The following is a 26275-nucleotide window of genomic DNA, read 5'->3' as shown; positions in this document are numbered from 1 at the left end:
TGCTACCCAGACTGTTTCTTGGAATAGCAAAGCCACATAAAATTCAGAGTAGATGCGGAGAAGGGCTTTATAGTCCTTTATACAGAATAGGTTTTAGCTTTCGGGAAAACCACGGAGTTCTTTTAAATTTCTATTTCTGAAGGTGTATGCCATTGTGAAGTTTATGCACCAACCCGATAGGTTTACGTCCTGAAACCTAGGTTTACAGCCTGAAACGCAGATTTACAGTCTGTAAAACCAAAGGATTAGGTTAGGAACTAGGGATTAGGTGATGAACTAAGGGCTTGGGTTACTTCAGCCTCTCCCCATAGGCATGACTGGAATAGAGGGAACTTGGCTGGAGCTCGATCGGCTCTATTGCTATGGGTTCTAGGGTAGAGGCTCTGGGGTTCTTAACCCACTTGGCAATCCACCCATGAAAGCCACTAGACTCAACAAAAAAGCCTAGGATCCTGTCCTAAGCTTTTTCGTGTGAATTGATTCAAGGATAACCTGGGGGAACGAGTGATTGGAACAACTCAATCCAGTGAGATGAATCACTGACAAATCAGCTAATTACATCAATCAGCTAATCAAACAGATTAGCTAATCAAACAAATCAGCTAATCAAATAAATCAGCGAGCTCAATTGCTCCAACAAGTTGCTCCCCCCGATGATTGCTATTCCATCAATTCCAGCCCCTTCCCGTCTATGGGAAGGGTGGCGGGTGGTCATTGCCAAGGAGGATGGGTCTAGCTAGCAGCTTGGATGCACTGCTCTACCAGCGGCATCACAGCGTCCACATCTTTCCAGCCCAAAATTTCGACGGACTTCTTCTCCAGGTTTTTATAGGTCTGGAAAAATTCCGCAATTTCGTCCAAACGGTGCTGGGGAATATCTTTAATGGACTTCACATTTGCATAACGGGGATCCTTATCTGGAACACAGAGGATCTTCTCGTCCCGATCGCCCCCGTCAATCATTTCCAGCATCCCGATCGGGCGCGCCGCAATCACACAGCCGGGAAACGTGGGTTGATCCATGATCACCATGCCATCCAGCGGATCGCCATCATCAGCCAGAGTATTGGGGACAAACCCGTAGTCGTAGGGGTACATCACCGAGGCATAGAGTACGCGATCGAGGGCGAAGGCATTCAGATCCTTGTCAAACTCGTACTTGTTCTTGCTGCCTGCGGGAATTTCAATCAAAACGTTGATCAGTCCGGCTTTGGGCTGAGCAGGAATGCGAGATAGATCTACCACTGCGGTTCTCCAAGCAATTTGTTACCGAAATCGATTGTAGGGGAAGACTGGATCTATCTACTACTTCATGTTCAAGTCTAATTCCTGACGATTGGGGATTATTTTCTATGGTGCATCTCAGTTCAATGATTGCGGGGGCCATGACCCTAGGCGCAATCTCTTTGCCGTTTGTTTCCAATGGCAGTTCCCATTCCGCTGTGGGGATAGATTATCATCCGATCGAAAAATTTTTGGCCGCCCAGCAGTGGGAAGCCGCCGCCGCTGAAACTCAGAATCTCATTTTTGCTGCATCGCTCCGTAGCGAACATCGAACGGTGGGGGATGACTTACTCACTCAGGATGCCGTAGAAGACTTTCCTTGCCAAGATCTCGCGACTATTAATTCATTGTGGAATAAATATAGTCAGGGTCGGTTCGGCTTCAGTGCTCAGAATCGTATTCGTCAACAGGTTCTAGGCCCATCGTCTTCAAAGTCAGGCCCTTTAGTCCCACGATCGTCAGGCCAATTGTCTACAGCGCAACTGTCTACGGTGCAATCCTCCTCTGCATCGACGGATTCCCCATCACAATTATCTATCCGAAAAATAAAGCCCCAGGCGTGGCAGACGTTTATCCAGCAAGTGGGTTGGCAGGGGGGGCAAGAACGAAATAAAGGCTTGGAACCCGCGAAGCCGATCCGACGGGCAACGGATGTTCCGGAAGGTGCCTTTCCCCTGCCCATCAAGTCCACGGGGGATTTTGGCGATCGGGCCGTGACTGAGGATGCGACTGCCCTGTTTGGGGCGTCATTTCTCAATCGAGTGCAGCAATGTGGCCTCTAGTTTAGCTTCTAGTGCGGCATCTGGGTTGGATGGGTTGAGAGGGGCGAGAGATGCTTTCAACCCATCCTTTGCCGCATCCAGTTAATGTTCATTCCAGCCTAACCCGATCGCGCTTTGGCCAATCGGGCTTTGGTTGATTGTGCTTTGGCCAATCGGGCTTTGGCCAATCGGGCTTTGCCGACGACGGGCAGAGACTTGCCGCTCTGGGTCAATGCCCTCAAAGGTGGGGGGTAACCAGACTCGAACAATGAGCAACACCGCCATGACAATCAAGAATGCGCAGGTCGAGAGCATTTGCTGCCAATGGATTTCCAGCACTCCATGCACTAGGACTTCACGCAAGGCAGAGACGATCGCAACCTCGACCGCAACTCCAATGGAAATGCGTTGCTCTTGCAGATAGATAATCAAGAGTCGAAAGATTTCCACCAGAATTAGAAGAAATAAAATATCGGCTGCCACTTCATGGAAGTGCAGTGGAGGTAACAGGGAGAAAAACATATCTCGCAACTGAATCACCATCACAATAAACAAGCCAATGCATAGGGAAACAACGATCATGTCTTGTACAGTTTCCAGAGCACGGACAATACGTATCCGGCTAATTTGAGTCATCAGGGTTTGTAATGCTTCCTGCATGGATGGCTCCTCGTGAAGGGTTCCTTTATTGAAACGGCTGGTGCTAGGCTTCTGCAAGCCCTTTCCGATTAGAGAATGTCATGGCTCAAATTAACAAATCCCGCCGATCTACCTTGATTGGGGAGAAGATGCCCTTGTGCTGCGGGTTTTCAGGGAGAATATAGAGGAACTCTACAAGGAACCGCACGAAATGCCAATTGTTCATACCCTCTGGGAACTGGAAACCGGAGAAGGCATCACCCTGCACAATCTTACGCAGCCCTTGCAAGACTTTATCGCGACCACTCAGATTCAGAATGGCCATGCGATCGTGTTTTCGCGCCACACCACGACGGCCTTGGCAATTAACGAAGATGAAGAACGGTTGCTCGAAGATATCAAAGTCTTTCTCAACAAATTGGCTCCTTCCACGGATCGCTACCTCCATAACGATTTACATTTACGCCCGAATATTCCCCCGGATGAACCCATGAATGCCCACTCCCACCTGATGGCGATGGTGCTGAGTACGAGCGAAATGATTCCGATCGTGGATGGCAAGTTGGCCCTGGGTACCTATCAATCCGTTCTATTGCTGGATTTGGATGGGCCACGCCAGCGCACGGTTTTCTTTCAAGTCAGTGGTGAGTAGGGGGGTGAGATTGGGGTCTGCAATTGTTTCCGTGTTGGGTTGCATTTTGCAACAAGTGCTATAGTTTTCTGGCACAATGTCCGTCGATCGCAGGAACTCTGCATACAATGTGAGACAGCACTTGAAACAGGCTGATGCGAGGTCTCTGGTTCAAGGCAAACCTTGTGAAATAAACCTTGTGATCCGCACCATCACGTTGGTTTTCGCAAGACGTATGGAAATCAAGTGGGAATCAAGTAGGAATCAAGGGTTATGGCGTTTAATGCAACAGTATTGGGATTAGTCCAAATTCGGCGGGGTTCCTATGGTGAGCCCGTTGCCGCTTGGCAGAAGTTTTTGCAGGCCAATGGGCTGCCCGTGGGAACGGCAGATGGCGACTTTGGTCGTGCCACGGAAACTGCAACCCGCACCTACCAAACCACCAGTAAGTTACCCGTGACGGGGGTCGTGGATGCCGCGACTTATCAAACGGCCCTGAAGCAAGGCTTTATTTTCTACGTTGCGAACCTGACGGCGGCTCGGCTGTTGCAAGCGCTGAATTATGGCTTGGATGAAACGATCGATCTTCAGAAGACCCTGAATGAGACGGCTGGACTGAAACCCGCTCTGAAATTGGATGGCGATTTTGGGGCAAACAGTACAAGGGCGTTAATTCAAGCTTATAAACAACTTGAACCAACGTTTCTAGCAACGCTGGCCCAAAAACTTTCGGATAAGACTAAGAAAAAATTGGGAACGGATTTTGAACCTGGGTTAAATATTCTCACAGAGTTTAGCCGTCGCCTGCGCCAGCGACTGAGTGGCCCGGAATGGGTAAAGTTTCGGCCTGCCAGTGTGTCGATCGATGACTTGGCTTCTCCCTTTCGGCAACGGGTACGGGCCTTTGACAAGGCGCTACGGGATGCGGGTGCAGCGATCGAAATCAATAATACCCTGCGGCCTCTGGAACGGGTGCACTTGATGCATTATTCCTACAAGGTATTTGTCAAGACCCTTGACCCACGGGATGTTCCAACCTTTCCAGGTATTGAAATTGATTGGATGCACTACACGGTAGATTTAGCGGTGAAAGCCGCTGAGGTGATGGTCAGAACCTATGATATTGCCTATCCTCCAGCTTTACGATCGAATCACACATTGGGGTACGCGATCGATTGGTATATTGAATGGAAGGATACGCTGAAAATTCAAGATGCCAACGGTAAGATTGTCACAATTACCAAACCAACCAATTCCTTTGACAATCAACAACTGTGGGATGTGGGGGCTACCTACGGCGTTTACAAGTTACCTTCCGATGCACCCCACTGGTCGATCGATGGTTACTAACGCCATTAATTAGGGTTTCCCAACCACGCCCTTACTCCGATAACCAACCCAAGAGATCTGAGATCGTCAGATGGAAGTCCTAGGCGAAGGGTGGAACAGGTAATCTGGTAGGGATTTCATCGTAGACCGTGGTGGGCTGATCCGGCGAATAAACAAAGACACATTGCTCAGCCGGGTCAATTAACCAGCCCATTTGGGTTCCATGCTTGAAACAATGCAAAATATTTCTAGTGACTTTTGTTTGACTTTGATCCGGAGAAAGCACTTCGATCGTCCAATCTGGCGCGATCGTAAATGAATGACCACTATTTGAATAATCAGGGGGCGTCTTGAAGAATAATGGGGCCTCAGCCCGATCGCTAAAACCCCAGTCAATCAATGATTTCAGTCGGATCTTCCGAACTCGCCCAATCCCGTCAAAGCAGCTAATCAATGCTAATGGAAGTCGGACGGGATGCGCCACCATTATTCGCGGTAAAGGTATCCGGCACGGTGATCTTCCGGAAATCGCTGTAAAGCTTATCGCGCCAAGCCCAGAACCCATCAAACAGCGGATTGTCAGCAATACCCGGTACGCCTTGTCCCTTAAGGCTTTCCGACACATTCAGGTAATTGCCCGTGGGAATCTTGATGTACAGACTCACCCCCGCAACCGCAAAATCTGCCAACGTTGGCTCGTTGCCCACCAAGTAAGGTTGCTCCGACAGGATATCGCACAGCCAGCTTAAATTCTGTCGCAGTTCCGCTTTGATTTGATCCGGTGACAGTCCGACGGGTGCGCCCAGATTCCCTAGAAAATCTAAGGACGGCAAAGAAGTGACTAAATTCTTCAACACATCCGGCGTGGCATTGGGTAGCAAAGCGGTGCGGAAAGCACTATTTTGCGCCAAGGTTGCAATTAACCCTTTGCGGGCATTAATCCCAAAAATTTCATCGGCCCACTGCTCCATGACTCGGCATTGGCCCCGTTGCAGGCTTTGGGTCGGAATAATCGGCTTGTCTGGGTAGCGCCGATCGAGGTATTCCGCGATCGCGGTGGAATCGGCCACCACGGTTCCCTCGTCTTTAATCACGGGAACTTGGCGCTGGCCCGACAGTTGGAAAATTTCGATCTGTCCCACACCGGGCGTCACTTCGACTTTTTTGTAATCCAGACCTTTGTAATCTAGAATGAGCCGAACTTTCTCGGCATAGCTAGACATTTCAAATTGGTAGAGTTCAATCATGGCGCAGTTGAGTTGTGTGGCAGGGTCGTATCCTGTGGCAGGTATAGCAAAACACTAGCAAGCCGCAGTGTCTCTATACACCGATGCATCTTAACGTGAAATTCTTCCGATCGCACGGGGTCATAACCGAACCTCCCAGCCCTGAATCGCGTCTGAGTCGCCTCTGAGTCGCCTTTTAGTAGCGAATTCTAGGATCGATGTAGGCGTTGATAATGTCAATGGCAATACTAGCGATCGCAACAATGGCCGCAAAAAAGACAACAATCCCCTGCACCACGGCATAATCCCGTTGGGCGATTGCGCGGTACAGACGATTGGCTAAACCGGGCCAGGAGAAGGTCACTTCCGTTAAAATCGCGCCCCCCAGCATTGCCGCCAGCGTTAATCCCAAAATGGTGACGACGGGAATTAAGGTGTTGCGAAAGGCATGGTTCCAAAGAATTCGCCGTTCTGGAATGCCCCGCGCCCGTGCTGCTTCCACGTAATCTGCTTGCAAGGTTTGTTTCAAATTGACCCGAACAATCCGTTCAAAAATGCCACTGATTAACACGCCTAGGGACAATGCAGGCAATGCGAGGTAATACAGCGCTGTAAAAAATTGCTGAAAATTGCCACTGAGTAAGCTATCGATCGTATACAACCCCGTGATACCTGTAGGGGTTGGCATCGTCGTGGGAAAGCGGGTGCCGAGGGGAAATAACCCCAGACCTACGGAAAAAATTAACTGCAACAACATGCCGAACCAAAACAGCGGAATGGCATAGGTAATGATGCCAAACAGCCGACCACTAGTATCCCAACCGCTATTGGGCTTGGAGGCCGACAAGGCTCCGATCGCCACCCCCACAACCAGCGCGATCGCCAAACTTCCGATCGCTAATTCTGCCGTAGCTGGAAAGTGCTGCTGAATCACATCCCAGACCACAGTCCCCTTCCCACTACAGGACTTACCCAAATCCAGGCGTAAGAGCGACCAGAGGTAATCCCCATACTGCCCAATCAGTGACTTATCGAGCCCGCATTGTGCCCGCAGTGCCGCCTTGGCCGCTGGAGAAGCCTTGGGCCCCAGCAGTGCATCCGCCGGATCCCCCGGAGTGGCTCGCAGCAGCAGAAAGACCAGGGTGGTAATCAGCCACAGCATGAACGGAGCCATCAACAAGCGGGTGGCAATGTAGAACTTAAGCGAGTTCGATCGAGCCATAGGGCATCTCTAACTGGATTTTGAACAAACTGAATTTTGAACGAGTGGATCGTGAGTCAGTAGATTATGAGCTAGCTGGGAAAAATCCTTGGGCTCACTATACACCGCGATCGTCAGCCTGCGACCAAAGTCCACAATCTGATGCATTCCGCCCAGCGCATTCCTTCCCTAGAGCCGCCCTAGCGATCGCGGATGCCCACGCCAGAAGTCAACGAACCGGGTAGGGAACTTCCCACAGGCGGCTCTTGTTTATTAACCCCAAACACATTGAGCTGAAGGACTTGGCCAGTTTGTAAGACTACCGTTCCCGAGGCGTTATTCCCACTCAGTCCAAAGGTATTGGAAATGCCGGTTTGGCCGCCAATGCTAATGGTTTGGTTATCAAAATCGACAGAAATGGGAATCGCTGGGCCAATGGAGGGCGTAAATGTCCCTGCATTGTTTGAAGTCCGGGTAAAAATGCCGAATGCAGTGTTTCCTTGGACAATGAGGGGCAGTGCAGGTTCTCCTTTTTGCGTATCGAGATCAAAATCGCCCTCCCGTCCGAGTAACGCTTCCTGCAAGAAACGACTGGCAAAGCCCGAGGGCGGCTGCAAAAATGCAACTCGATCGAGATCCGGCAAGGGCACCTGAAACCCCTGTACCAAAGAGGTCGTAATTGTTTGGATTTGGGCTTGGCTGAGAGGCGTCACCGTAGGCTTAGCATCTGTGCCGATGACGAAGTTACCATCGCTGTCGGTTGTGACCACTTGATTGGCAGCCACACTGACCTTGACCTCCGGATCGTCACTGTTAAACACTTCAACGCGCCCCTCTAGGACGGCTACCTGGGCCCGATTCTGCTCATCCAACTGCATGACATACACCGTGCCGTAGGGACGCACTTCGATCCGCCCGACGCAGCCATTACGCCCCACGCTTCCCCCGATCATCACTTGGCCTTGGATGAGCCGGACACATTGACTGCCCACGGTGAGCGCCGATCGTTGCCCCAGCCGTAATCCTCCCCGCGCATTAAAAGAAAGTCCCGTCCGAGCGGATGCTGTTCGTACCGTTTGACCTTCGGTACTGACATCATTTTCGCGGGCTTGTCGGTTTTGGATATAGACTTGGCGGCTGTCTAGGATCTCGCGAATTGTCGCCCGTCGAGCATTTTGAGCGATTCCAGGAGATGCAAGCCATAACATCAAGAAGAATCCTGAGAATAATGCTGTGCCAGTAATCCCTACAAACCTTTTTTTCATGGTTTCTATGCTCCTACAATACCTAGATCAGCATCAAGTCAAGTGCAAGATTGAATGAGATAGTGAATAGGATCAGCAATGGGTATCATCCACGATCGCGCGATCGCTAGAAATTAAACGTTGTCCGCAGACTGCCGACAAAAATATCATTATTTTCCCGAATATGCCCCGGATTAGTCACCCAAAAGAAGCCCGGTACAATGGAAAGATGATCGTTGATCCGCATGCGGTAGAACGTCTCAAAGTGCAGCGAAGTACTTGAATCACTGCGTTCGATGAGGACCCCAGCATTTAATTTCGGGGGTTGTCCGACCATAAATACCCATTGATCACCAATTCTACCAAAGGGATCCTCAATCCCCAGGGAAACTAAATAGGTCGTCGCGAGGGTGACGGCCCCCAAATCCTTGAGCCGCACATCCCGATCGGTAATCACGCGAAAGATTCTGCCAAAGGTTGAGTCGGTTAAAACCGCACCGCCCCAAGCCCCCAGCGTCACCTTAGGTGATACCCGCCAACGCATCGAGGCCGCTAGGGCATGCATTTTTGCGGGTGCTTCAATACCGCCGGAGGTATCGGCGTTTTGGCTGCCTGTGAAGGTATCCAGGTGAGCATCGCTGGCGTAGGCATTGATGTAGGTAAACCCCAAAATCGTATTGGCGCTGGGTTTATTGAGCAACTGCACCCCGATCGCTTGATGCCCTGAGCCAAAGAGTCCTTGCTGCGGATCATTGGCCGATCGCGCGCCATAGGCCACCTGCAAGCGCCAGCGATTGGACATCAGCCAATCCAAACCCACTCCCGCATCAAGATTGCCCATCCGCAAAACCGGGTTCAAGGCTGCAAATCGGGAAATTGCACCCGTTCCCGCATCACCGTAGGAGGAGTTGGTGCTGAGCACGCTGCTGAGGGTAAAGCCGACGGGCTGAAAGGCCAACACGAGCCGATCGTTCACGGCAAAGCGATAGTCCACCGTATTGATCTGCAACTGGTTATTGTTGCCGAGGTAGGAGGTAAAGGCCATGTTGGTGTTGAGTGCCTGAAACCCACCAAAGCCGTCATTGGCAAAGTTGCTGGCCACGAGCCCCACCCGCAATAGATCGCGTCCTGGACGGAAGGAAGAGGCTAATTGGAGCTGAATCAGATCCGTTAAAACGACGTTATTTTCGCCCTTGCCCGGTGGCTTTCCGCCTGCAGCCACCCCCAAGCCGAAGACGGCCTGTCCCTGGAGTTTGACGGTGGTTGAAAATTGCTGTTGTTCGAGGCTGGCAGTCCGTTGTTCGAGACTGGCGATCGAGCCGCGCAGGGTGGCTAATTCTGAGGTGAATTCCTGGTTTAACTGTTTGAGGGTTGCGAGATCTTCCGTTCGCACGAATGGTTTAGACAGTGGTTTAGACAGTGGTTCAGATAACCCCGTTGCGATCGCTGGGCCGGTTTGCTCTACGAGCCGATCGACACACTGGTTGAGCCCCACGGCAAATTCGTAGCGAGTCAGGGGCCGGTTGCCACGAAAGGTACGCTCCGGGTAGCCCGCCAGACAGCCATACCGTTCTACGAGGCTTTGCAGCGCTTGAAAGGCCCAATCCGTTGGCTTGACATCGCTCAGCTGGGAAACGGCGGTGATTTGGGCGAGGGCTGGATTGACTTCGGGAGACGCTTCAGGATTGGCAGAGGTCAGAGCATCAGACGCGATCGCAGACAGGGGAGAAGGGGTCGCAGCGATCGGAACAGAACGCACTTCGGCGGGGGGGGTTATAACTGGGGCCGCAGGCAAGATCGGGATCATAGATGTGCTATGGAGACTTCAATATCAACGCTAGAAAAAATAGAGGGAATTACTGAATACGAATTTCTGAAGATGGGTGATTAAACATGATCGTCAATGACGTATAGAGCAGGGTTGATAGAACTGAGTCGCCATCATCAAGGCAAAGGAATCCGACGAATCAAGATCATTGGTCTTGTGACTGGGCTTATGACTAGGCTTGTGACTAGGCTTGCGGTTGAGCTTATGATTGTCCTTGAGTTTACCACTGGGAGCTAATTCTGGAATTGTCGTGTATCAATTTCTTGAGAATTGTTCAATGGCAAGCTGACAGGATAGTCCAGGATAAACTGATAAGTCACCCAAAGGAGTTACATCTAGAGAGTTGTTGCCGCATGGTTGGTGCAAGGCTGGGATTGCGTAAATAGGGTTGTATCCAACGACAACCCCGATCGAGCAACTCCCCCAAGGACTCGACCGGAATCCAGCGCACCGTTCCATCAGCCCCTCCCGCCGCAATCTGCTGGCCATCGGGACTAAATTGCAAACTGAGGATTTTGCTGGGAAACCCTCGAAATTCTGCCAGCAGGTTTTGCGTCATGCTCCACAGCCGCACCGTCCCATCCTCACTCGCCGTCGCAAACCGTTGCCCATCGGGACTCACCGCGATCGCCCACACCACCTTGCCGGGATGGGCATTCAGGCTACCCAGTAGTTGCCCCGATCTCGCCCAAAACCGCACCACACCATCCTCACTCACGGTCAAAATCCGATCGCTCCTAAAGCCTGCACTATGCACCGCTTGGGGTTTACCCGCCAGATCCGGCACTTTCAGTTCCAGTTGTTTTTGCCCTTGTAGAGTCCACAGCCGTGCTACACCATCGGTTCCCGTGGTGAGTAGGCTTTGGCCATCGGGACTGAAGTGAAGGCTGGAGCCATCTCCCTGGTGGGCTTGAAACGGTGGAGCAGTGGCTTTGCCTTGCCGATCGAGGAATTGGGCTTTGCCATCCAGCGTCAGGATTGCCAGGGTCTTATTGTCGGGACTAAAACGGAAGGCGATTACCGTTTGTGCTGGGAGTGCGAGCGTTGCGATCGGCTTTCCGCTGAGACTCCAAGCCTGAATGGTCTCCGTCCCCGCCGCTGTCCAGAGTTGCCCCTCAGCACCAAATTGCAAATTCACCACCTGGGGCTGTTGGGTCGAAAAGCCCGACCCCTTAGGCATACTCAGACGCCAGAGCCGCACATTGCCATCGGCATCGGCGGTTGCCAGTTGCTGGCCATCGGAACTCCAACTGAGACTTAAGACAAAGGCTTGCTGGGTCTTCAGTTCGTCCAGTTGCTGCCCGGTGAGAGTCCAAATCCGCACCACACCCTCCCGATCGCCCGTGGCTAGGCGTTGTCCATCGGGGCTAAACTGCACAGTCAAAATCGCCGCCTGTTGGGTTTTGAACGATCGCTCCAGGGATCCATCCTGCCGCCACAGCCGCACCACGCCAGCGGCATCCACACTAGCCAAGGATTTTCCTTGGGGATCCCAGGTGAAGTTTGTGCCTTGAAGTTTGCGTTGTGAGATCCGTTGTCCTTGACGATTCCAGATCTGGAGCTGTCCCGTTTGCGTTAGAGTTGCCAGTTGATTCCCGTCGGGACTAAAGTGCACGCTGGCAAAGTCGCCGGATGTGATTTTCCACTGTTTCAGGCGTTGCCCAGTCCGATTCCACAGGGAGAGGAGGCCATCCTGCGCGATCGTGGCGATCCCTTGTCCGTCTCGGCTGATGCTGGCGCTCCACAGATCCGCAGTCCCCAGTTCCCGCTTGGCTTGGGATTGCCCGTCGATCGTCCATTCTCGGAGGCTGCGATCGTCTCCGATCGTCAGCAAGGGTGGCCCGTCGGCGAGAAACTGCACTGCTAGGACTTGGTGGCCGGGATGGGCGGGAATGCGGTTGACTTCGCGAATGCGATCGAGGATGGTTTGCAGGGCGAAAATTGGACTAAAGGCAGGATAGCGATCGAGCGGTAAATTTTGTGTATTATTTTGTAGTTCTTGACCGGTATAAATTGCGTTGGCTAGTGCATCTAATTGCTGGCTGTTGAATTGTTGGAGAAGGTTATTCCCTTCGCGCTCCAATCGTGTCCCCAGTTGTGCTAACTTCTGGGCGGTTTCCGCTTGCTGAGCCTGTTGCCATGCTTGGTAGGCCGTGATTCCAGCCATCCCAGCAACTCCTAGCCCGATCGTCATCACGATCGTTCCAATCAAAATCCGCTGTTTACCCTTGGTTGCCGCATCCTGCAAAATCTGGGTGGCGCGTTGTTGGCTGTCCGCTGCCGATCGTCCGGTGTGGATGTAGGTTTCGTGCAGCTCTGTAGGCTGGGGTGTTTTATTTTGACGTTCGGTTAACCACTGCTCCGCCGCCTCTAGGGCATCCTCCCGCAGCAACAGACTCTCCTTACGGCCTGCGCTATCCCATTCGATCGCCCGCAGCAGTAGTTTCGTATGGGTTTGCAAATGTTCCGAATCCGTATCCAGCGTCCGAATCAGTTCCCGAAAATGGACTCCAAACTCCCCTGCTTGGCGATTAAAATCAATCCACTGCACCTTCGCGAGTTCGGGATGCAGTTCTGCGAGACGGATGGGGCGATGCAAAACGGTAATAATGCGTTTATTGAGCTTGGCGGCATACTCCACCTCATCAGCGCAATAGGGAGAATTGATCGAACTCGGCGACACAATGAAGAGAAAATGATCCGCACTTTCAATACCGCGATGGATTTCCCGCTGAAAGTCTGATCCGGAAGCAATGCTCTCTTGATCAAACCAGGTGGTTTTTCCCTGGATCTGGAGGGCATCATTCAGTTGTCGGGCAAAATCGGAATCGGTGCGGGAATAGGAAATAAACACATCCAGCGACCCGATCGGAGGCTGCCGTAAGCTCTCGCTAATAAAGGTTTCCTGGAGCGCGATCGGGCGATAGTAGGGATTCGTTTGAGCAACCTTGAACCAAGTCTCTGCATGGCGTAGGTTATAACCCCGGAGTAGCAGACTCGGATTGCGATTTTGACGCTCCCACTTGAGGGCTTTGACTAATAGAATTTTATGGGCTTCGTAATAGGTTGAATCTTGACATAAACTGCGAATGAGTTGGCTTTCAACATAGTCGTAATCAGCTTCGATCGTATTATCAGTCAGGTCAATATATTGGAGATTCGCGAGTTCCGGGGGGATTTGATCGGCCTCGATCGATCGAACTAAGATTGGAATGATGCGTTTATTTAAAGATAATGCGTACTGAATTTCCTGGTGACAGTAATCCGATTGGAGCGAGTCTGGCGAGAGCACATAGATGATGTTATCGGCTTCTTCGATTCCCCGTTGAATGGCTTGTTGGAAAACGAGGCCCGTTTGGATATCGACTTTATTAATCCAGGTTGTGAGCCCATGGCGCATCAAACTTCGGCGAATTTGTTCCGCGATCGCGTCATCGGTATCTGCATGGGCTATAAATACCTGCGTCATCAAGTTATTGGCGTTCTTGATGCTTTCGCTAATAAATTCGCAATGTAAGTCTGTTGGAATGCAAGGAGGCTGTTCGGTTTTAAATTGTATTTTGAGCCAGGTTTCTGCCTGTTGTCGATCTTCTCCAATGAGGAGATAACGCGATTGTTTTTGTTGCCGTTGCCAGTCGAGGGCTTTGGCTAAAAAGGTTGTATGGTGACGGACATAATCCCAGTGGCGTTCAAAAATCTCAAGGAGTCCGGCCAATCCTGCTTCAAAGTCATCCACGCCTTCCCGCATATAGATCCAATTAATCTTCCCGATCGCAGGATGCATATTCGGAAAGCTGGAATGCAGTCCCTTAGCTTGATAATCTTCCCAATCGGCGATCGACCCTTGGGGGTTACGCTGCTGCCAAATTGCTGGGGTAATTTGCTCACAATGGAGTAGGGGAATAATTCGTTTATTACAAGCTAGGGCAAGTTCTATTTCCTTGCGGCAGTAGGGAGAATTAATCGAATGGGGTGAGATGATATAGAGAAAATTATCCGCTTTTTCAATGCCATCATTAATTTGATTTTGGTAATCAACGCCTAGGGGAATGTCATCAAAGTCGAGCCAGACTTCAAAGCCTGCTGCCGTTAACCGCTTGTGGAGCATGAGGGCAAAGGTTTTGCTATCTGCTCGTCCGTAGGAAATAAAGGCGTTTTGCAATTGGTAGACCATGGGAAACTTTCACTGAGACTGCCTGTACGTTCTCTCCTACAATTTTGTGGTGATCAACTGACGATCAAGCGATTCCTTTAGGGAAATTTATTCTCTGGAATTTAAGGCTTGCAGAGAAAATGGAATCACGCCGTATTACGGGGGATCTGAAACGGTGCAAGAAATCCAGAGATCGCCCCATCGCGATCAAGCATGATTCTCAAATTTGATCCCAATCACAATGGGCTTAGTGATTCCTTACTTTCAGCATTTATGTTGCTAAAGTTGCAATCTATCAAGACGCTCAGCTGAGCGATGCATGTATTGGGGAACATGTTGTTAAACCATACGTCCAAGGGCGGAATCATACAGTTCCTCATGTTTCCCCAACAGGTTGCCAAAAATGATTAGCCTTCTAGCATGATCTCCCGAGCTGCAACGCGCACGACGGTGGGTTCTCCCCGTTTGCGGACGGTTTGACTCCATTCGTGGGCACTGATGAAGTTGATAACGTGCAAAATGCCAATTGCAGCATCAACGGCATCGGCTTCGCCACTCAGTTGCAGCTTGATCTTCTTGGTATAGCGGGTCATAGGTTTTCCTCCAAAATGTGAAGTCAATGGACGAGGAAAACCCAAAAAAGCTAGCCGCCCCGTTTTCTGACATGGCGAAACAGGGCGGCTTGGGGTGCTAAAATGCAATCCAGGCAACCATGCTGGTATCAGCAGCTTGGGGGCTTAGCGATCGTTCTGAGGCTGGAATCTCATTGCGATCGCGCTAGTTTTTTGGGCGTATCGGCAGCAGGGTTTGAATGTCCGATTGCTGCTTAACTATAGCAATGTAGCGGCGATCGCTTTTTCCGTCAACCGTACAGCGGTGGTAAATTGAGGTACTCAATTTCGGTAGTGTGTTTTGATACTACAATTTTGGTAGCACTATCAGCCCTGTGACTTCAGAGATCGTCTCTAGCCCTCTTCAGTCACTTGAAGCCAAGTAAAATCGACTCTAAAAGCTGAAAGCTTTTGACAATGAGCTGTCCAGCATATACGCATTATTGTCAAATGGTTTAAAAACTTGGAAATAGACTACATATGCTAAAGCTCAAGCTGTGTAAGAATTTCGTCGTTTTTAGCCGATTTATCCTTTCCCGAAGTGATTCAAGAGGACTAGAGACATATTCATTCGCAGCATATTGAGCGCGATCGACCGTTAATTCTGTTCGGCTTGAGTCTGAAGTTTCTGTAGTTCTTCGATCGAGAGTCCGGTAGCTTGAGCGATCGGCATCTAGTTCTGATTTTCTAACCAATTAGAGAGGTCATCGATCGATCCAAAATCTAGTAGTGCTTCACCGAGGGATTCGAGTTGTTCGATCGATAGGGAATTGATGAGATCGAGGGTACGATCGTTGATGGAGCCCACTTTTCGGGTTAGTTGGCGTAGGAGCAGCGATCTGGCTTCTCCGATTGCTCCTTCTTCTTTAGCTTCCCGAAATACTCGAACGTCTTCCATTTTAGTACCCAGCATGTCATCAATCTCCTGTCTCGATAACGTGGTAAACATGTAAGCGATGATCGTACTGACCATCTCTATTATCGCTTGCTTTTCAGACAAGTCTATAATCTCTTGATTCGCCCGCTGGAGCAGCATTTTAGCGATATCTGGCGCTTCTGTCTCCTCCACGATCGTCAGCACCATTGCCGCCACCCCTAACGGCAACGCATCGATTTCTCCCAACTCATTGAGATAGATTCGATGCACTTGTCCACCATTCAGCAGCGATCGATGGGGATAAATCTTGCTCTGTTCCGTTGATCGAGATGGATAAATCACCACGGCCTGCCAATCAGAGAACGCCTCCCGATTGCGATAAAAATAGGCCATCGACTCCGCAAACATTCGCTCATACAGCCCTTGATCCGGTTGCATCTGCACTTCAGCGAAAAACACCACCCCTGGTGGTTGCTCTTCCGGTGGCAAAAACACGCCATCAATCATAAAGGTTGGTTCTTTGACCACCACCGACTCAAAGCGATAGCGTTCACGCCGTGTCTGCATCACAGAATAGGCAGTTTCTGGCACCGCTTCCAATAGCTCAAAAAGCAGATTGGGAGCCTGCTGGAACAGTTTATAAAAAATAGCATCACGACGCATACTGTAGCCGATTGCAAGAGAGTGCGTTCTATTGTACTAGAAGCCATAACGAACTCGGATGTCAGAGTGCTGTCAGCAGCAATGACGGCACTCCCAACGACTTGAGCAGTAACCCACCACCCGCTACTTCTATGACAAGGATGAATTAGGCAGTACGCGGTTGCTGATGGATACCCATAGGTATTCAACACATGCCCCTAGGTATAACGCATTTGGTGAAACCATCATTCAGAGTGGAGCTGCGATTAACAAGTATCAGTATGCGGGAGAGCAGTATGATAGAGCGTTGGGTGATTACTATCTGCGTCAGTGGTTTTATGATGCAAGTAATGGCAGATTTATAAGACAAGACACTTGACACTCCCCGTGGCTAGAAGCCAGGGGATTCTTGGTTCTACGACAGTGCTTGCTGTAGCAGGCTTTTGCCAACAACAGTAGAGGCTCCATCTCCCCAAGCGTTTCCCATGTCTAGTATGAGGCTTCCCGTATGCCCTACGGTAGCTAATCCCCGACTCAGGATGTTTCTAGCTGCGTTGTGGTCTCTATCCATTTCACACCCACACTGGCAAGAGTGGGTTCTTTGGGATAGAGACTTTTTCACAATCACGCCGCAGTTAGAGCATTCTTGGCTGGTATAGGCTGGTGGAACGGCAATCGTGATTTTAGAAAATACTTTGCCGTAGTACTCCACCCAGCACCTGAACTGATACCAAGATGCATCGTTAATCGATTTGGCAAGACAATGATTTCGCACCATATTTTTGATTCTCAAATCTTCGTAGGCGACAACATCGTTAGATGTGACTACGCACCTTGCCAACTTAATGGCATGGTCTTTACGCTGCCTACTTATTTTGAGATGACGCTTACCTAAAATCTGTCTTGCTTTTCTCCGATTGCTTGAACCTTTAACTTTCTTGGAAACTCTACGCTGACTACGCTTCAAGACTCTTGCCGCCTTGCGTAGAAACCGAGGATTTTCAACCGTCGCGCCATCGGAATCGGTGTAGAACTCTTGCAATCCCACATCTAATCCGACTGCTTTCCCAGTTGATTCAACATTTTCAGCACGGTCTACCGATACGCAAAATTGCACATAGTAGCCATCGGCCCGTCGCACCAACCGCACCCGTTTAATCTGGTCGATTGGATAGAAATGCAGGTCACGAGTCCCTTTCATTCTCAATCGACCAATCCCACACTTATCAGTAAAAGTGATGGATTTGCGGTCATCCGAGAGTTTCCATCCAGAGGTTTTGTATTCCACACTGCGACAATCTTTCTGAAAAGTCGGGAATCCTTTCTTGCCAGGAACTTTCTTTTTACAATGGTCGTAGAACTTGGAAATACTTGCCCATGCTCGTTCTGCTGCTGCTTGTCGAGCCATTGAATTCAGCTGATTTGCAAAGTTAAATTCTTTTGCCAGCAGCGAACAGTGGCGAGATAGTTCAACCCAGGATTTAGCCTGCCCATCCATCCACAATCGAATTGATTTATTCTGAATGAACTGAGTCACACGGATGGCTTCATCAACTACTCTGAACTGTGCAGGCTTGCCGTAGGTTTTGAACTCAAGCACTAGCATGGGGGTTTCCTCCTACTCTTGTGATAGTAGGCTCATCATAAGAATGTGGATTTGCGGGTTTGTCGCTCTAGTATCTGGTTGGCTTCCTCCCGTTGGTCAGACGCGGGGATATAAGCCGCGCGTCTGAAGCCGGGGGCTTTACGCCTGTTTTTCGGTAATATCTTTTGGAGCAATTTAGCGCGATCGGCCCTGACCCTTGATGATTTAACCAGGTGGTCCGATCGTCGATCGAGTCGAAGCGGAGCAGCGTGATCGGTTCTTAATTCTGATCAGCTTGAGCCTGAAGTTCCTGGATCTGTTCGATCGTTAGGCCAGTTGCTTGGGAGATCGGCTCTATCCCTGATTTTCCAGCCACGCGGTGAGGTCATCGATCGATCTAAAATCCAACAAGGCTTCACCGAGGGATTCGAGTTGCTCGATGGTCTACGACCGACCATAGGTCATCGATAGGGCGTTGATACGATCGAGGGGGAGATCGTTGATGGAGCCAAACTTGCGATTTAGTAGTCGTATCAGGAAAGATCGTTCACCCCGTTTTTCCGCCATGCGTTCGATCGTGGTGATGTACTTCATTTGTCGTGTCTCCTCAAAAGCCTTTAACTCTGACTGAAACAGCTTTTCCCACTCTTCGGGTAACCGCATCAGCCAGTCGAGAAAATGGTTCAACTCCAGGGGATGACTATCTACGCAAACTATGCAAACTACGCAAACACTACTGTCCGATTACCGTAGACCAACACCCGGTGTTGCAAATGCAGCCGCACTGCCCGCGCCAGGACAATCCGCTCCAAATCCTTGCCTTTGCGAATTAAATCCTTCACATTGTCCCGGTGGCTAACTCGGATCACGTCCTGCTCAATAATCGGCCCCTCATCCAGATCCGGTGTGGCGTAGTGGGCTGTTGCACCGATGATTTTGACCCCCCGATCGTAGGCCCGTTGGTAGGGATTGGCCCCCGCAAAGGCTGGTAAAAAGGAATGGTGAATATTAATCACCTGGGGAAAATTTTGGACAAAATCCGAGGACAACACCTGCATATATTTCGCCAACACGACTAGATCAATCTGGTATTGCTGAAGGATTTCCAGTTGTTTGGCTTCCTGGGCCAGTTTGGTATCCGGGGTAATCGGCAGAGGGTGGAAGTCAATGCCAAACTGCTGGGCGATCGGTGCGAGATCCGCGTGGTTGCTAATCATCACGGGAATTTCCGCATCCAGTTCCCCAGCCTGGTGTCGCCACAGCAGATCGAGTAAACAGTGATCCTGCTTGCTGACCCAAATGGCAATCCGAGGCCGTCGATCGGAGAAATGTACTTCCCAGTGCGCTCCCAGGGGATTCGCGATCGCACCCAGGGCCGGGTGAATCACATCTCGGGGAAGGTTGAATCCCTCCAACTGCCACTCGATCCGCGTCAGAAACAACCCCGCCGAAAAGTCCGTATGCTGATCCGCCTGGATGATATTGCCGCCATTGGAGTAAATGAAGTTGGCTAATTTTGCGACCAGACCCTTCTGATCGGGACAAGACAGCAGCAAGGTGGCAGTGGGAGACATGGGTGGAATGGGATGGAACCAAAAACTTCAATCTTCCACTATAGACATAAAAACCAAAGACAAAACAGAAATTAAAACAACACAATGGCTGAATTTCCGCTGTGGGGATTGAAGCGGTGGGCAAACTTTAAGAATTGGGAATGAATTGAGGCGCGAACTTATTGGGGGGATGGGAGGGGTGTAGCAGGAGTCGGTGCAGGTGAAGTGGATTCCGCAGGGGCAGGAGATGCAGGAGTGGAACTAACGGGACTGGGGGAGGCAGAGGCCGATGGCCTGGAACTAGGGGACACAGAGGGGGATGGACTGGCCTTGGGTGCTGAGGCTTTCCATTCTGCGAGGGGCCGGGTGACCGCACTCTCAAACGTCGTCGGGACGAGCAGCACCGTGAGTTCTGCCTTGGGATCAGCCGGTGGATCGACGATCGCATACAAAGCCGTGCGATTAAAGTTGGGCTTGCCCAGGATCAAGGTATGCACTTTTTGATCGGCTAACTTTACTTCCACCGTTGCGAGGGGGGGCTCTAACCCAAATTCCGCCCGCCGATCGGCAGCAGTGGGTAGCGATCGTTCCGATTGGCCGGTGGCGAGTAAATTGGTCAAAAAGGCGATCGCGGCCTCACTGGCAGGTGTTTTTTCCGGCGCAAGCATTTGCCATTGGTTCCCCTGCTTTTCAAACACGAGCGTATTGACCCAGGTTTTCAGCGTGAATGCACGAATATCCGCTTCCTGAAAATTAAAAATTGGCTGACTGCCCGCCGTCTCCGTGGCTGGGGGCGTTGATTTACGACCTTCCACCACATACACGCCGATTCCTAGAAGTGTTGCAACCAGCAGTAGAATTAAAGGCGATCGCTGAAATTTCATCTTGCCAAACTTCTTGCCAAATTGGACTTATAGTAGTACAAATGTACGATACTGTTTTAAGCAATGATGAAATTATGCACAGATTTGCGCCTCGATCGCGAGCCCGATCGCTAATTCTCCGGCAGCAATGCCAAAATCTGATTCACAAAGGCCTCGTGGTCAATCACTGGCTTAGAAATGTAGCCATCTGCCCCACTTTTTGCTAGAAAGGTTTCCCGATCGCCATCCATGGCGTGGGCCGTGACTAGAATGACAGGGAGGTGAGCCGTGTCAGGATTATCCTTCAGCATTTGGGTCAGCCGGATCCCATCGACGGATTTGCCCTGATACATGCTGCGGGACAACGAAACATCCATCAGAACAATGTCTGCTTGCTTGGCTTGCGTGATTTGTAAAACTTCTTCCACATTTTCGGTGTGCTTGACCGCCAATCCTCCCCGTTTGGTGAGGATTTTTGAAAAAACCCGTGCATTAATCGGGTCATCTTCCACTAATAAAACAGTTCTCATCCCTATCACCTAGATCCTGGGCCCCCGATTCGATTAGCATCTACAGTTTGTCCATCGTCCTATCAGCAGCCTCTACTCCCAGCAGGCTTGCCAAAGGATCAAGTCAAACCCTAGACTCTCATCTAATCAAACTGCCATACAGCTTACTGGATAAAAATTCATTCAAACTTTTCCATCTATGATTCAATTCAGCAAAATCCACAATCGGGTTTTTACTGAGACGGTCTAAAAATCTCTCTTCTCAAATCCTACCTTTCCCAAACTATGTTAAGAGTGGGTACGAGCACTCCTATTCATCTTCTCCACCTTTCGCGAAATTTCACAGGAACCCCCGTCCATGGCTAAGCAGTTAGATATTCTCCAAACAGGACAGGTGATCTCCACCGCGCTGCATACGGAAATGCAGCAGTCCTACTTGGAATACGCCATGAGCGTGATTGTGGGGCGTGCCCTGCCCGACGTGCGCGATGGCCTAAAACCTGTGCACCGTCGGATTCTCTACGCGATGCATGAACTGGGGTTGACGCCCGATCGCCCCTTCCGGAAATGCGCCCGTGTGGTGGGGGATGTACTGGGTAAATACCACCCCCATGGGGATCAGGCGGTCTATGACGCCCTGGTGCGGATGGTGCAGGACTTTTCCAGCCGCTATCCCCTACTGGCAGGCCATGGCAACTTCGGGTCTGTGGACAACGATCCGCCCGCTGCGATGCGGTACACCGAAACCCGCTTGTCTCCGATCAGCAATGAGTCCATGCTGACGGAAATTGGTGATTCCACCGTGGAATTTATCGGCAACTTCGATAACTCCCAGCAGGAGCCCACGGTTCTCCCGGCACAATTGCCCTTCTTGCTGCTGAATGGATCCTCAGGGATTGCCGTGGGGATGGCAACGAATATTCCGCCCCACAACCTGGGCGAGGTGGTGGATGGCTTGATTGCGCTGATTGATAATCCCAATCTGGCGGACGAAAAGCTCCTGGAAATTATTCCTGGCCCCGATTTTCCCACGGGGGGCGAAATTGTTGGCACCGAAGGGATTCGGGAGGCCTACTTAACCGGACGGGGGAGCATTCCCATCCGGGGGGTGACGGATATTGAGGAGATCCATGTCGGCAAAGGGAAACACCGCCGATCGGCGATCGTCATTACGGAACTGCCCTACCAGGTCAATAAAGCTTCGCTGATCGAAAAAATTGCGGAATTGGTGAATGGCGGCAAGCTAGAGGGAATTTCCGATATTCGCGACGAGAGCGATCGGGAAGGCATTCGGGTCGTCATTGAACTGAAGCGCGATACGAACCCCAATCATATTTTGCAGGCACTGTACAAGCAAACGGCGCTGCAAAGTAATTTCGGAACGATCATGTTGGCCCTCTCCCAGGCCCAACCCCGCCAGATGACCCTGCGGGAATTGCTCCAGGAATTTCTCACCTTCCGGGAAGAAACCCTGACCCGGCGCTATGGCCATGAACTGACCCAGCACGAAAACCGAATTCACCTCGTGGAGGGTTGGTTGGAAGCGTTGGCCAATCTAGATGATGTGATTGACATCCTGCGTAACGCCCCCGATGGAACCAGTGCCAAGGTGGAATTGCAAAATCAGTTTGACTTTAGCGATCGCCAAGCCGATGCGATTTTAGGGATGCCCCTGCGTCGTTTAACTGGGTTGGAACACCAGAATTTGCAAACGGAGTTTGAGGAGTTAACCACGAAGATTGCCGACTTGAAAAAACTGTTGAGCGATCGGCGGGAATTACTGAAAGCGCTGAAAAAAGAATTGCGCCATTTGAAAAAGCAATTTGGGGATGCCCGGAAAACTCGCATTCTAGACCTGGGGGCTTCCCCCACTGCGCCCCTGGAATCCTCCAAACCATTGGCCAAACGCGCCAGTGCACTCCCAAAAAATGCGGACGCCACTGAAGCTGCCGTCAGTGCACCCAAGGCCGAAAAAGGTCGCAAAGCTTCGCCTAAACCAGCGATCGAAGAAGTCGAATTATTCGCCGTAGAAGACGATCAAGAGACCGTGATCGAGCTCACGCAAAAGGGCTATATCCGTCGTGTCAGTCCCAAAACCTATCAACGGCAACAACGAAAAACGGAGGATCTTGATAAGCCCGTTTTAGAAGAATTGGATGACGTGGTCATTCAGACGGAATTCACAACCACTGCCGAAACGTTAGTGGTCTTGACCCGGAGCGGCAAAGCCTTTCCGCTGAGCGTGCGGGACATTCCCCAAGCGGCAGCTCGTACCAAGGGTGTGCCGTTGGTGACGTTGTTACCAGCCAATGCCGGGGTCGGAGCCGATACCCGCGCGATCGTCAGCACCTTCTTTTTGCCAGAGGATTTGGACAGCCAAGCTCTGCTGCTGTTGACGGCTCAAGGCAAAATGAAACGCATTGCCTTAACGGAATTCCAAGACATGACCAATCGTGGACTGATTGCCACCAAGCTCAAGGACGATGACTCCGTTCTCTTGGCGGGATTTGTTGAAGAAGGCGATCAGGTGGTGGTCTGTACCAGTTTGGGGCGAGTGGTGCGGATTGAGGTGAATGAAGAAACCTTCCCGATCGCCAACCGTACTTCGGTAGGGACCCAAGTCACTAAGCTGTTGAAGCTAGAGCGCTTTGTGGGTTGGGCGATCGCAGGCTATGAAGACGATTTTCTTATGGTGTCGGAGCAGGGCTATGCGAAACGGATGACCGTTGGAGCCCTCAAGCTCTGTGCCCCTGGGGAACTGGGTCAGAATGTCTTCCAATTCACGAATAAATCCGACGTCCTGATGGGGATGACCGTCGCCTTTCCTGGTACTCACACCCTGGCGCTCATGAGTGATACTTGCGTGGCCAAGCTGCCGGTGGAAGCGGTGCTGTTGGGTACGCGCATGGATAAAGGCGAAAAACCCTTCAAAATCGCCAAGGGTGAAAAGGTGACGGATTTGATTCTGCCCATCGTGCCTTATGGCGAAGGGGAGGATGAGTTCTAAGTTTGGACACAGCCTAGGCGTTTTCCGCTGGTTCACCCGATCGCACCCACAGGGCTAGGCCACCCCCCCGGCCCCGTGCGGCAATGTAGCGATCGGTGACGGTAAAAAAGGCAAAAAAGGGTAACTGGCCGATCGGCAGTTGCTCAAAGGGTTTGGCCCGTTGGGGAGCCGGAAATTTTCCGTCATACAGCGTTTTGCCCAGCACCTGAACTTGCAAATGGAGAAAATCAAAGGCCAGCAAATTTTTCTTGCCGAGATAGCGGGCGGGGCCGGTTAAGCGTAAGGTAACGAGTCCCACTTGCAGTTGATTCGCGATCGTTAAATTCTGGCCCAAATTGGCATTTGCAGGGGAAATTAACGCAGGGGAAATTAACTCTGGAGTAGGTTCCGGGGCTGTTCCAGACTGGAGTGCTTGAGAAACAGGAGCAAATTCCAGATAAGCCGGAACCCATTGAGGCAGATAAAATCCTGGCCCTAAGACGATGCCTGCCCGTCGCCGGACTCGCTTGGTTCCGGTTGCAAAACACAACCGCCATTTTCCAACCAAATCGGTGATGGGGTATAGCATTCGCGTCTGCTGGGTCTCCTTTTCGGCCTGTAAAAGGGCCTCAACTACGGCTTGGGTGGCAGGCCGATTGCCCGAACTCGCTGGTGTTGCAACTTGGTGCAGAATTTCGGCTTGGTGCAGAATTTCGGCAAAGGGGCGATCGGTCATTCCAGCTCCTATCCAGAGTTTAAATAAACTTGACAAACTTATTATCGCTTGGCAACAGTAATTTGAAAGGGGTATGTTAGCTTAGAGCTGTTGATGAGACTTTCGTGCCCCTTGAAACGCCTCCTAACTAAGCTATGCGAATTCTACAGTTGCACAATCGCTACCAAATTGTTGGAGGAGAGGAAGGTGTTGTTCAATCAGAGCAGGCACTCTTGAGGCAATATGGTCACTCTGTTGAGCTTCTCGAAGTCAGTAACGATGATCTGCGCAATTCCTGGAGCAAAGTTCTGGCGGCTCCACAGGCAATTTATTCCTGGACTGCCAAACGTCTTCTCTGCGATCGATTGGCGCAATTTCAACCCGACATCGTCCATGTTCATAATTTTTTTCCGCTACTATCTCCTTCGATCTACGATGCTTGTCACGATCGCGGTATTCCTGTGATTCAAACTTTGCACAACTATCGGTTGATTTGTCCGAAGGCAATGCTGTTTCGTGAGAACGAAATCTGTGAAGCTTGTGTAGGTCGATCCTTTGCAGCGCCGGGAGTGCAGTACGGTTGCTACCGTGACTCCAAGGCTCAAACAGCGATCGTCGCAGCGATGCTGAGTTGGCATCAATGGCGCAACACTTGGCACGATCGGGTGAATGGTTACATTGCCCTCACCCAATTCCAACGGCAAAAACTGATACAAGGTGGCTTACCCGGTGATCGAATTCATGTCAAGCCGAATTTTGTATTTGTCCCACCCAGTTTACCCGTTGATCGGCAGTCCTATGCTCTATTTGTCGGTCGATTGTCAGAGGAAAAAGGGGTTGCGCTTCTGCTTGAAGCTTATCAACGATATGGTCTCGATCTCCCCTTAAAGATTGTGGGAGATGGCCCCCTGCGCGATCACCTGCAATCTCAAATCCAGCAAGACCGACTGGACGATCGTATTCAACTGCTGGGCCGCCGAGACAAAGATACGGTTCTTAAGCTGATGCGACAGGCTCAGGTATTAGTCTTTCCGTCGATTTGGTATGAAGGGTTTCCACTAACGATCTCCGAAGCCTTTGCCTGCGGTTTGCCAGTGATTGTTCCTAGCTTTGGCAGTATGGCTGAAATTGTTAGGGATAGTGAAACAGGACTTCACTTTATTCCCCGAGATGTGGAGAGTCTCGCCCAAAAATTACAGTGGGCTAACAGTCATGCTAAGGAATTACAGGTTCTCGGAACCCACGCTCAACAGCAATACAAAGCGCTCTATACGCCGGAAGCTAACTATGAACAGCTGATGACTATCTATCGACAAGCGCAACGCTAGAATAGTTTGCTTGAACTTATCGCATTAGCTTGCGCTGTAGTAATAACTTATGCTGTAGCCATAATAGGCATGGTAGCCGTGCTTATTATGGCCTGCCATGCTTTGCCTGAACGTTAACGAGCATGTAAGTAATCAATTTATTAGAGTGTTGCTCTGCGTTCTTTGTCGGAACGGTTTGCCAAGACCGTTGCAACAATAGTTTAAGGATAGTCTTTCTAGTATACTTCGTTGACAGCAGAGATGGTGTTGTCAAAACTCTCAGAATAAATAATTAGGTTGATTCAGCGATACCTGTTTCTATGAATTATGA

Annotated in this window: 19 protein-coding genes and 2 pseudogenes; 5 read left to right on the top strand and 16 right to left on the bottom strand. The window is 50.7% G+C overall.

Annotated elements, in window-relative coordinates; all coding sequences use genetic code 11:
* Positions 1–732: 732 nt before the first annotated feature.
* A complete protein-coding gene (locus H6G21_RS15030) occupies positions 733–1245 on the bottom strand; it encodes an inorganic diphosphatase (RefSeq protein ID WP_190574239.1) in 513 nt (170 codons plus the stop codon).
* A 107-nt stretch (positions 1246–1352) separates the two neighbouring features.
* On the opposite strand from H6G21_RS15030, the gene H6G21_RS15025 reads away from it, so the two are divergent.
* On the top strand, positions 1353–2066 hold the full coding sequence (locus H6G21_RS15025) for a GUN4 domain-containing protein (RefSeq protein ID WP_190574238.1): 714 nt from the start codon (positions 1353–1355) through the stop codon (positions 2064–2066).
* An 81-nt stretch (positions 2067–2147) separates the two neighbouring features.
* Here H6G21_RS15025 and H6G21_RS15020 read toward each other — a convergent pair whose 3' ends face one another.
* Positions 2148–2705, bottom strand: a complete 558-nt coding sequence (locus H6G21_RS15020) for a phosphate-starvation-inducible PsiE family protein (protein ID WP_190574237.1) — start codon at positions 2703–2705, stop codon at positions 2148–2150.
* A gap of 190 nt (positions 2706–2895) precedes the next feature.
* Here H6G21_RS15020 and H6G21_RS15015 point away from each other — a divergent pair, with 190 nt between their 5' ends.
* Together H6G21_RS15015 and H6G21_RS15010 are read left to right on the top strand one after the other, a co-directional pair.
* Positions 2896–3336: a secondary thiamine-phosphate synthase enzyme YjbQ gene (locus tag H6G21_RS15015; RefSeq protein ID WP_190574236.1), complete on the top strand. Its 441-nt coding sequence runs from the start codon at positions 2896–2898 to the stop codon at positions 3334–3336.
* A gap of 252 nt (positions 3337–3588) precedes the next feature.
* Positions 3589–4665, top strand: coding sequence for a peptidoglycan-binding protein (locus H6G21_RS15010; RefSeq protein ID WP_190574235.1), 1077 nt, complete (start codon positions 3589–3591; stop codon positions 4663–4665).
* A gap of 79 nt (positions 4666–4744) precedes the next feature.
* On the opposite strand, the pseudogene H6G21_RS25705 reads toward H6G21_RS15010, so the two are convergent.
* The 13 genes and pseudogenes from H6G21_RS25705 to H6G21_RS14940 all read right to left on the bottom strand — a co-directional run.
* Positions 4745–4966, bottom strand: a pseudogene (locus tag H6G21_RS25705) (Uma2 family endonuclease); the annotation flags it as partial.
* 124 nt (positions 4967–5090) lie between these two features.
* On the bottom strand, positions 5091–5891 hold the full coding sequence (locus tag H6G21_RS15000) for a glutathione S-transferase family protein (RefSeq protein WP_190574234.1): 801 nt from the start codon (positions 5889–5891) through the stop codon (positions 5091–5093).
* 175 nt (positions 5892–6066) lie between these two features.
* Positions 6067–7092, bottom strand: coding sequence for an ABC transporter permease (locus H6G21_RS14995; RefSeq protein ID WP_190574233.1), 1026 nt, complete (start codon positions 7090–7092; stop codon positions 6067–6069).
* 179 nt (positions 7093–7271) lie between these two features.
* Positions 7272–8279: a hypothetical protein gene (locus tag H6G21_RS14990; RefSeq protein WP_190574232.1), complete on the bottom strand. Its 1008-nt coding sequence runs from the start codon at positions 8277–8279 to the stop codon at positions 7272–7274.
* A gap of 163 nt (positions 8280–8442) precedes the next feature.
* Positions 8443–10122 (bottom strand): iron uptake porin, encoded by a 1680-nt coding sequence (locus H6G21_RS14985; protein WP_190574231.1) that lies wholly within the window; start codon positions 10120–10122, stop codon positions 8443–8445.
* 337 nt (positions 10123–10459) lie between these two features.
* Positions 10460–14317 (bottom strand): TIR domain-containing protein, encoded by a 3858-nt coding sequence (locus H6G21_RS14980; RefSeq protein WP_190574230.1) that lies wholly within the window; start codon positions 14315–14317, stop codon positions 10460–10462.
* 386 nt (positions 14318–14703) lie between these two features.
* Positions 14704–14889: a hypothetical protein gene (locus H6G21_RS14975; protein ID WP_190574229.1), complete on the bottom strand. Its 186-nt coding sequence runs from the start codon at positions 14887–14889 to the stop codon at positions 14704–14706.
* A 691-nt stretch (positions 14890–15580) separates the two neighbouring features.
* A complete protein-coding gene (locus tag H6G21_RS14970) occupies positions 15581–16447 on the bottom strand; it encodes an Rpn family recombination-promoting nuclease/putative transposase (RefSeq protein WP_190574228.1) in 867 nt (288 codons plus the stop codon).
* A 394-nt stretch (positions 16448–16841) separates the two neighbouring features.
* On the bottom strand, positions 16842–18032 hold the full coding sequence (locus H6G21_RS14960) for an RNA-guided endonuclease TnpB family protein (RefSeq protein ID WP_190574226.1): 1191 nt from the start codon (positions 18030–18032) through the stop codon (positions 16842–16844).
* Between the two features lie 333 nt (positions 18033–18365).
* Positions 18366–18578: pseudogene (locus tag H6G21_RS26250) on the bottom strand (DUF4351 domain-containing protein).
* Positions 18579–18733: 155 nt separating this feature from the next.
* Positions 18734–19585, bottom strand: coding sequence for a formyltetrahydrofolate deformylase (gene purU / locus H6G21_RS14950; protein WP_190574225.1), 852 nt, complete (start codon positions 19583–19585; stop codon positions 18734–18736).
* Between the two features lie 158 nt (positions 19586–19743).
* Entirely contained in the window at positions 19744–20448 is a 705-nt protein-coding gene (locus tag H6G21_RS14945; protein WP_190574224.1) for a DUF4340 domain-containing protein, read from the bottom strand.
* Positions 20449–20558: 110 nt separating this feature from the next.
* On the bottom strand, positions 20559–20957 hold the full coding sequence (locus H6G21_RS14940) for a response regulator (protein WP_190574223.1): 399 nt from the start codon (positions 20955–20957) through the stop codon (positions 20559–20561).
* A gap of 337 nt (positions 20958–21294) precedes the next feature.
* Here H6G21_RS14940 and H6G21_RS14935 point away from each other — a divergent pair, with 337 nt between their 5' ends.
* A complete protein-coding gene (locus H6G21_RS14935) occupies positions 21295–23943 on the top strand; it encodes a DNA topoisomerase (ATP-hydrolyzing) (RefSeq protein ID WP_190574222.1) in 2649 nt (882 codons plus the stop codon).
* 13 nt (positions 23944–23956) lie between these two features.
* Here the strand turns inward: H6G21_RS14935 and H6G21_RS14930 are convergent, their stop codons facing one another.
* Positions 23957–24658 (bottom strand): hypothetical protein, encoded by a 702-nt coding sequence (locus tag H6G21_RS14930; protein ID WP_199307233.1) that lies wholly within the window; start codon positions 24656–24658, stop codon positions 23957–23959.
* Positions 24659–24792: 134 nt separating this feature from the next.
* On the opposite strand from H6G21_RS14930, the gene H6G21_RS14925 reads away from it, so the two are divergent.
* Positions 24793–25965 (top strand): glycosyltransferase, encoded by a 1173-nt coding sequence (locus H6G21_RS14925; protein WP_190574221.1) that lies wholly within the window; start codon positions 24793–24795, stop codon positions 25963–25965.
* Positions 25966–26275: the final 310 nt, after the last annotated feature.

This window comes from Alkalinema sp. FACHB-956 (assembly GCF_014697025.1).
Taxonomy (GTDB): domain Bacteria; phylum Cyanobacteriota; class Cyanobacteriia; order Leptolyngbyales; family Leptolyngbyaceae; genus Alkalinema.
This window is presented reverse-complemented; position numbering and strand designations above follow the sequence as displayed.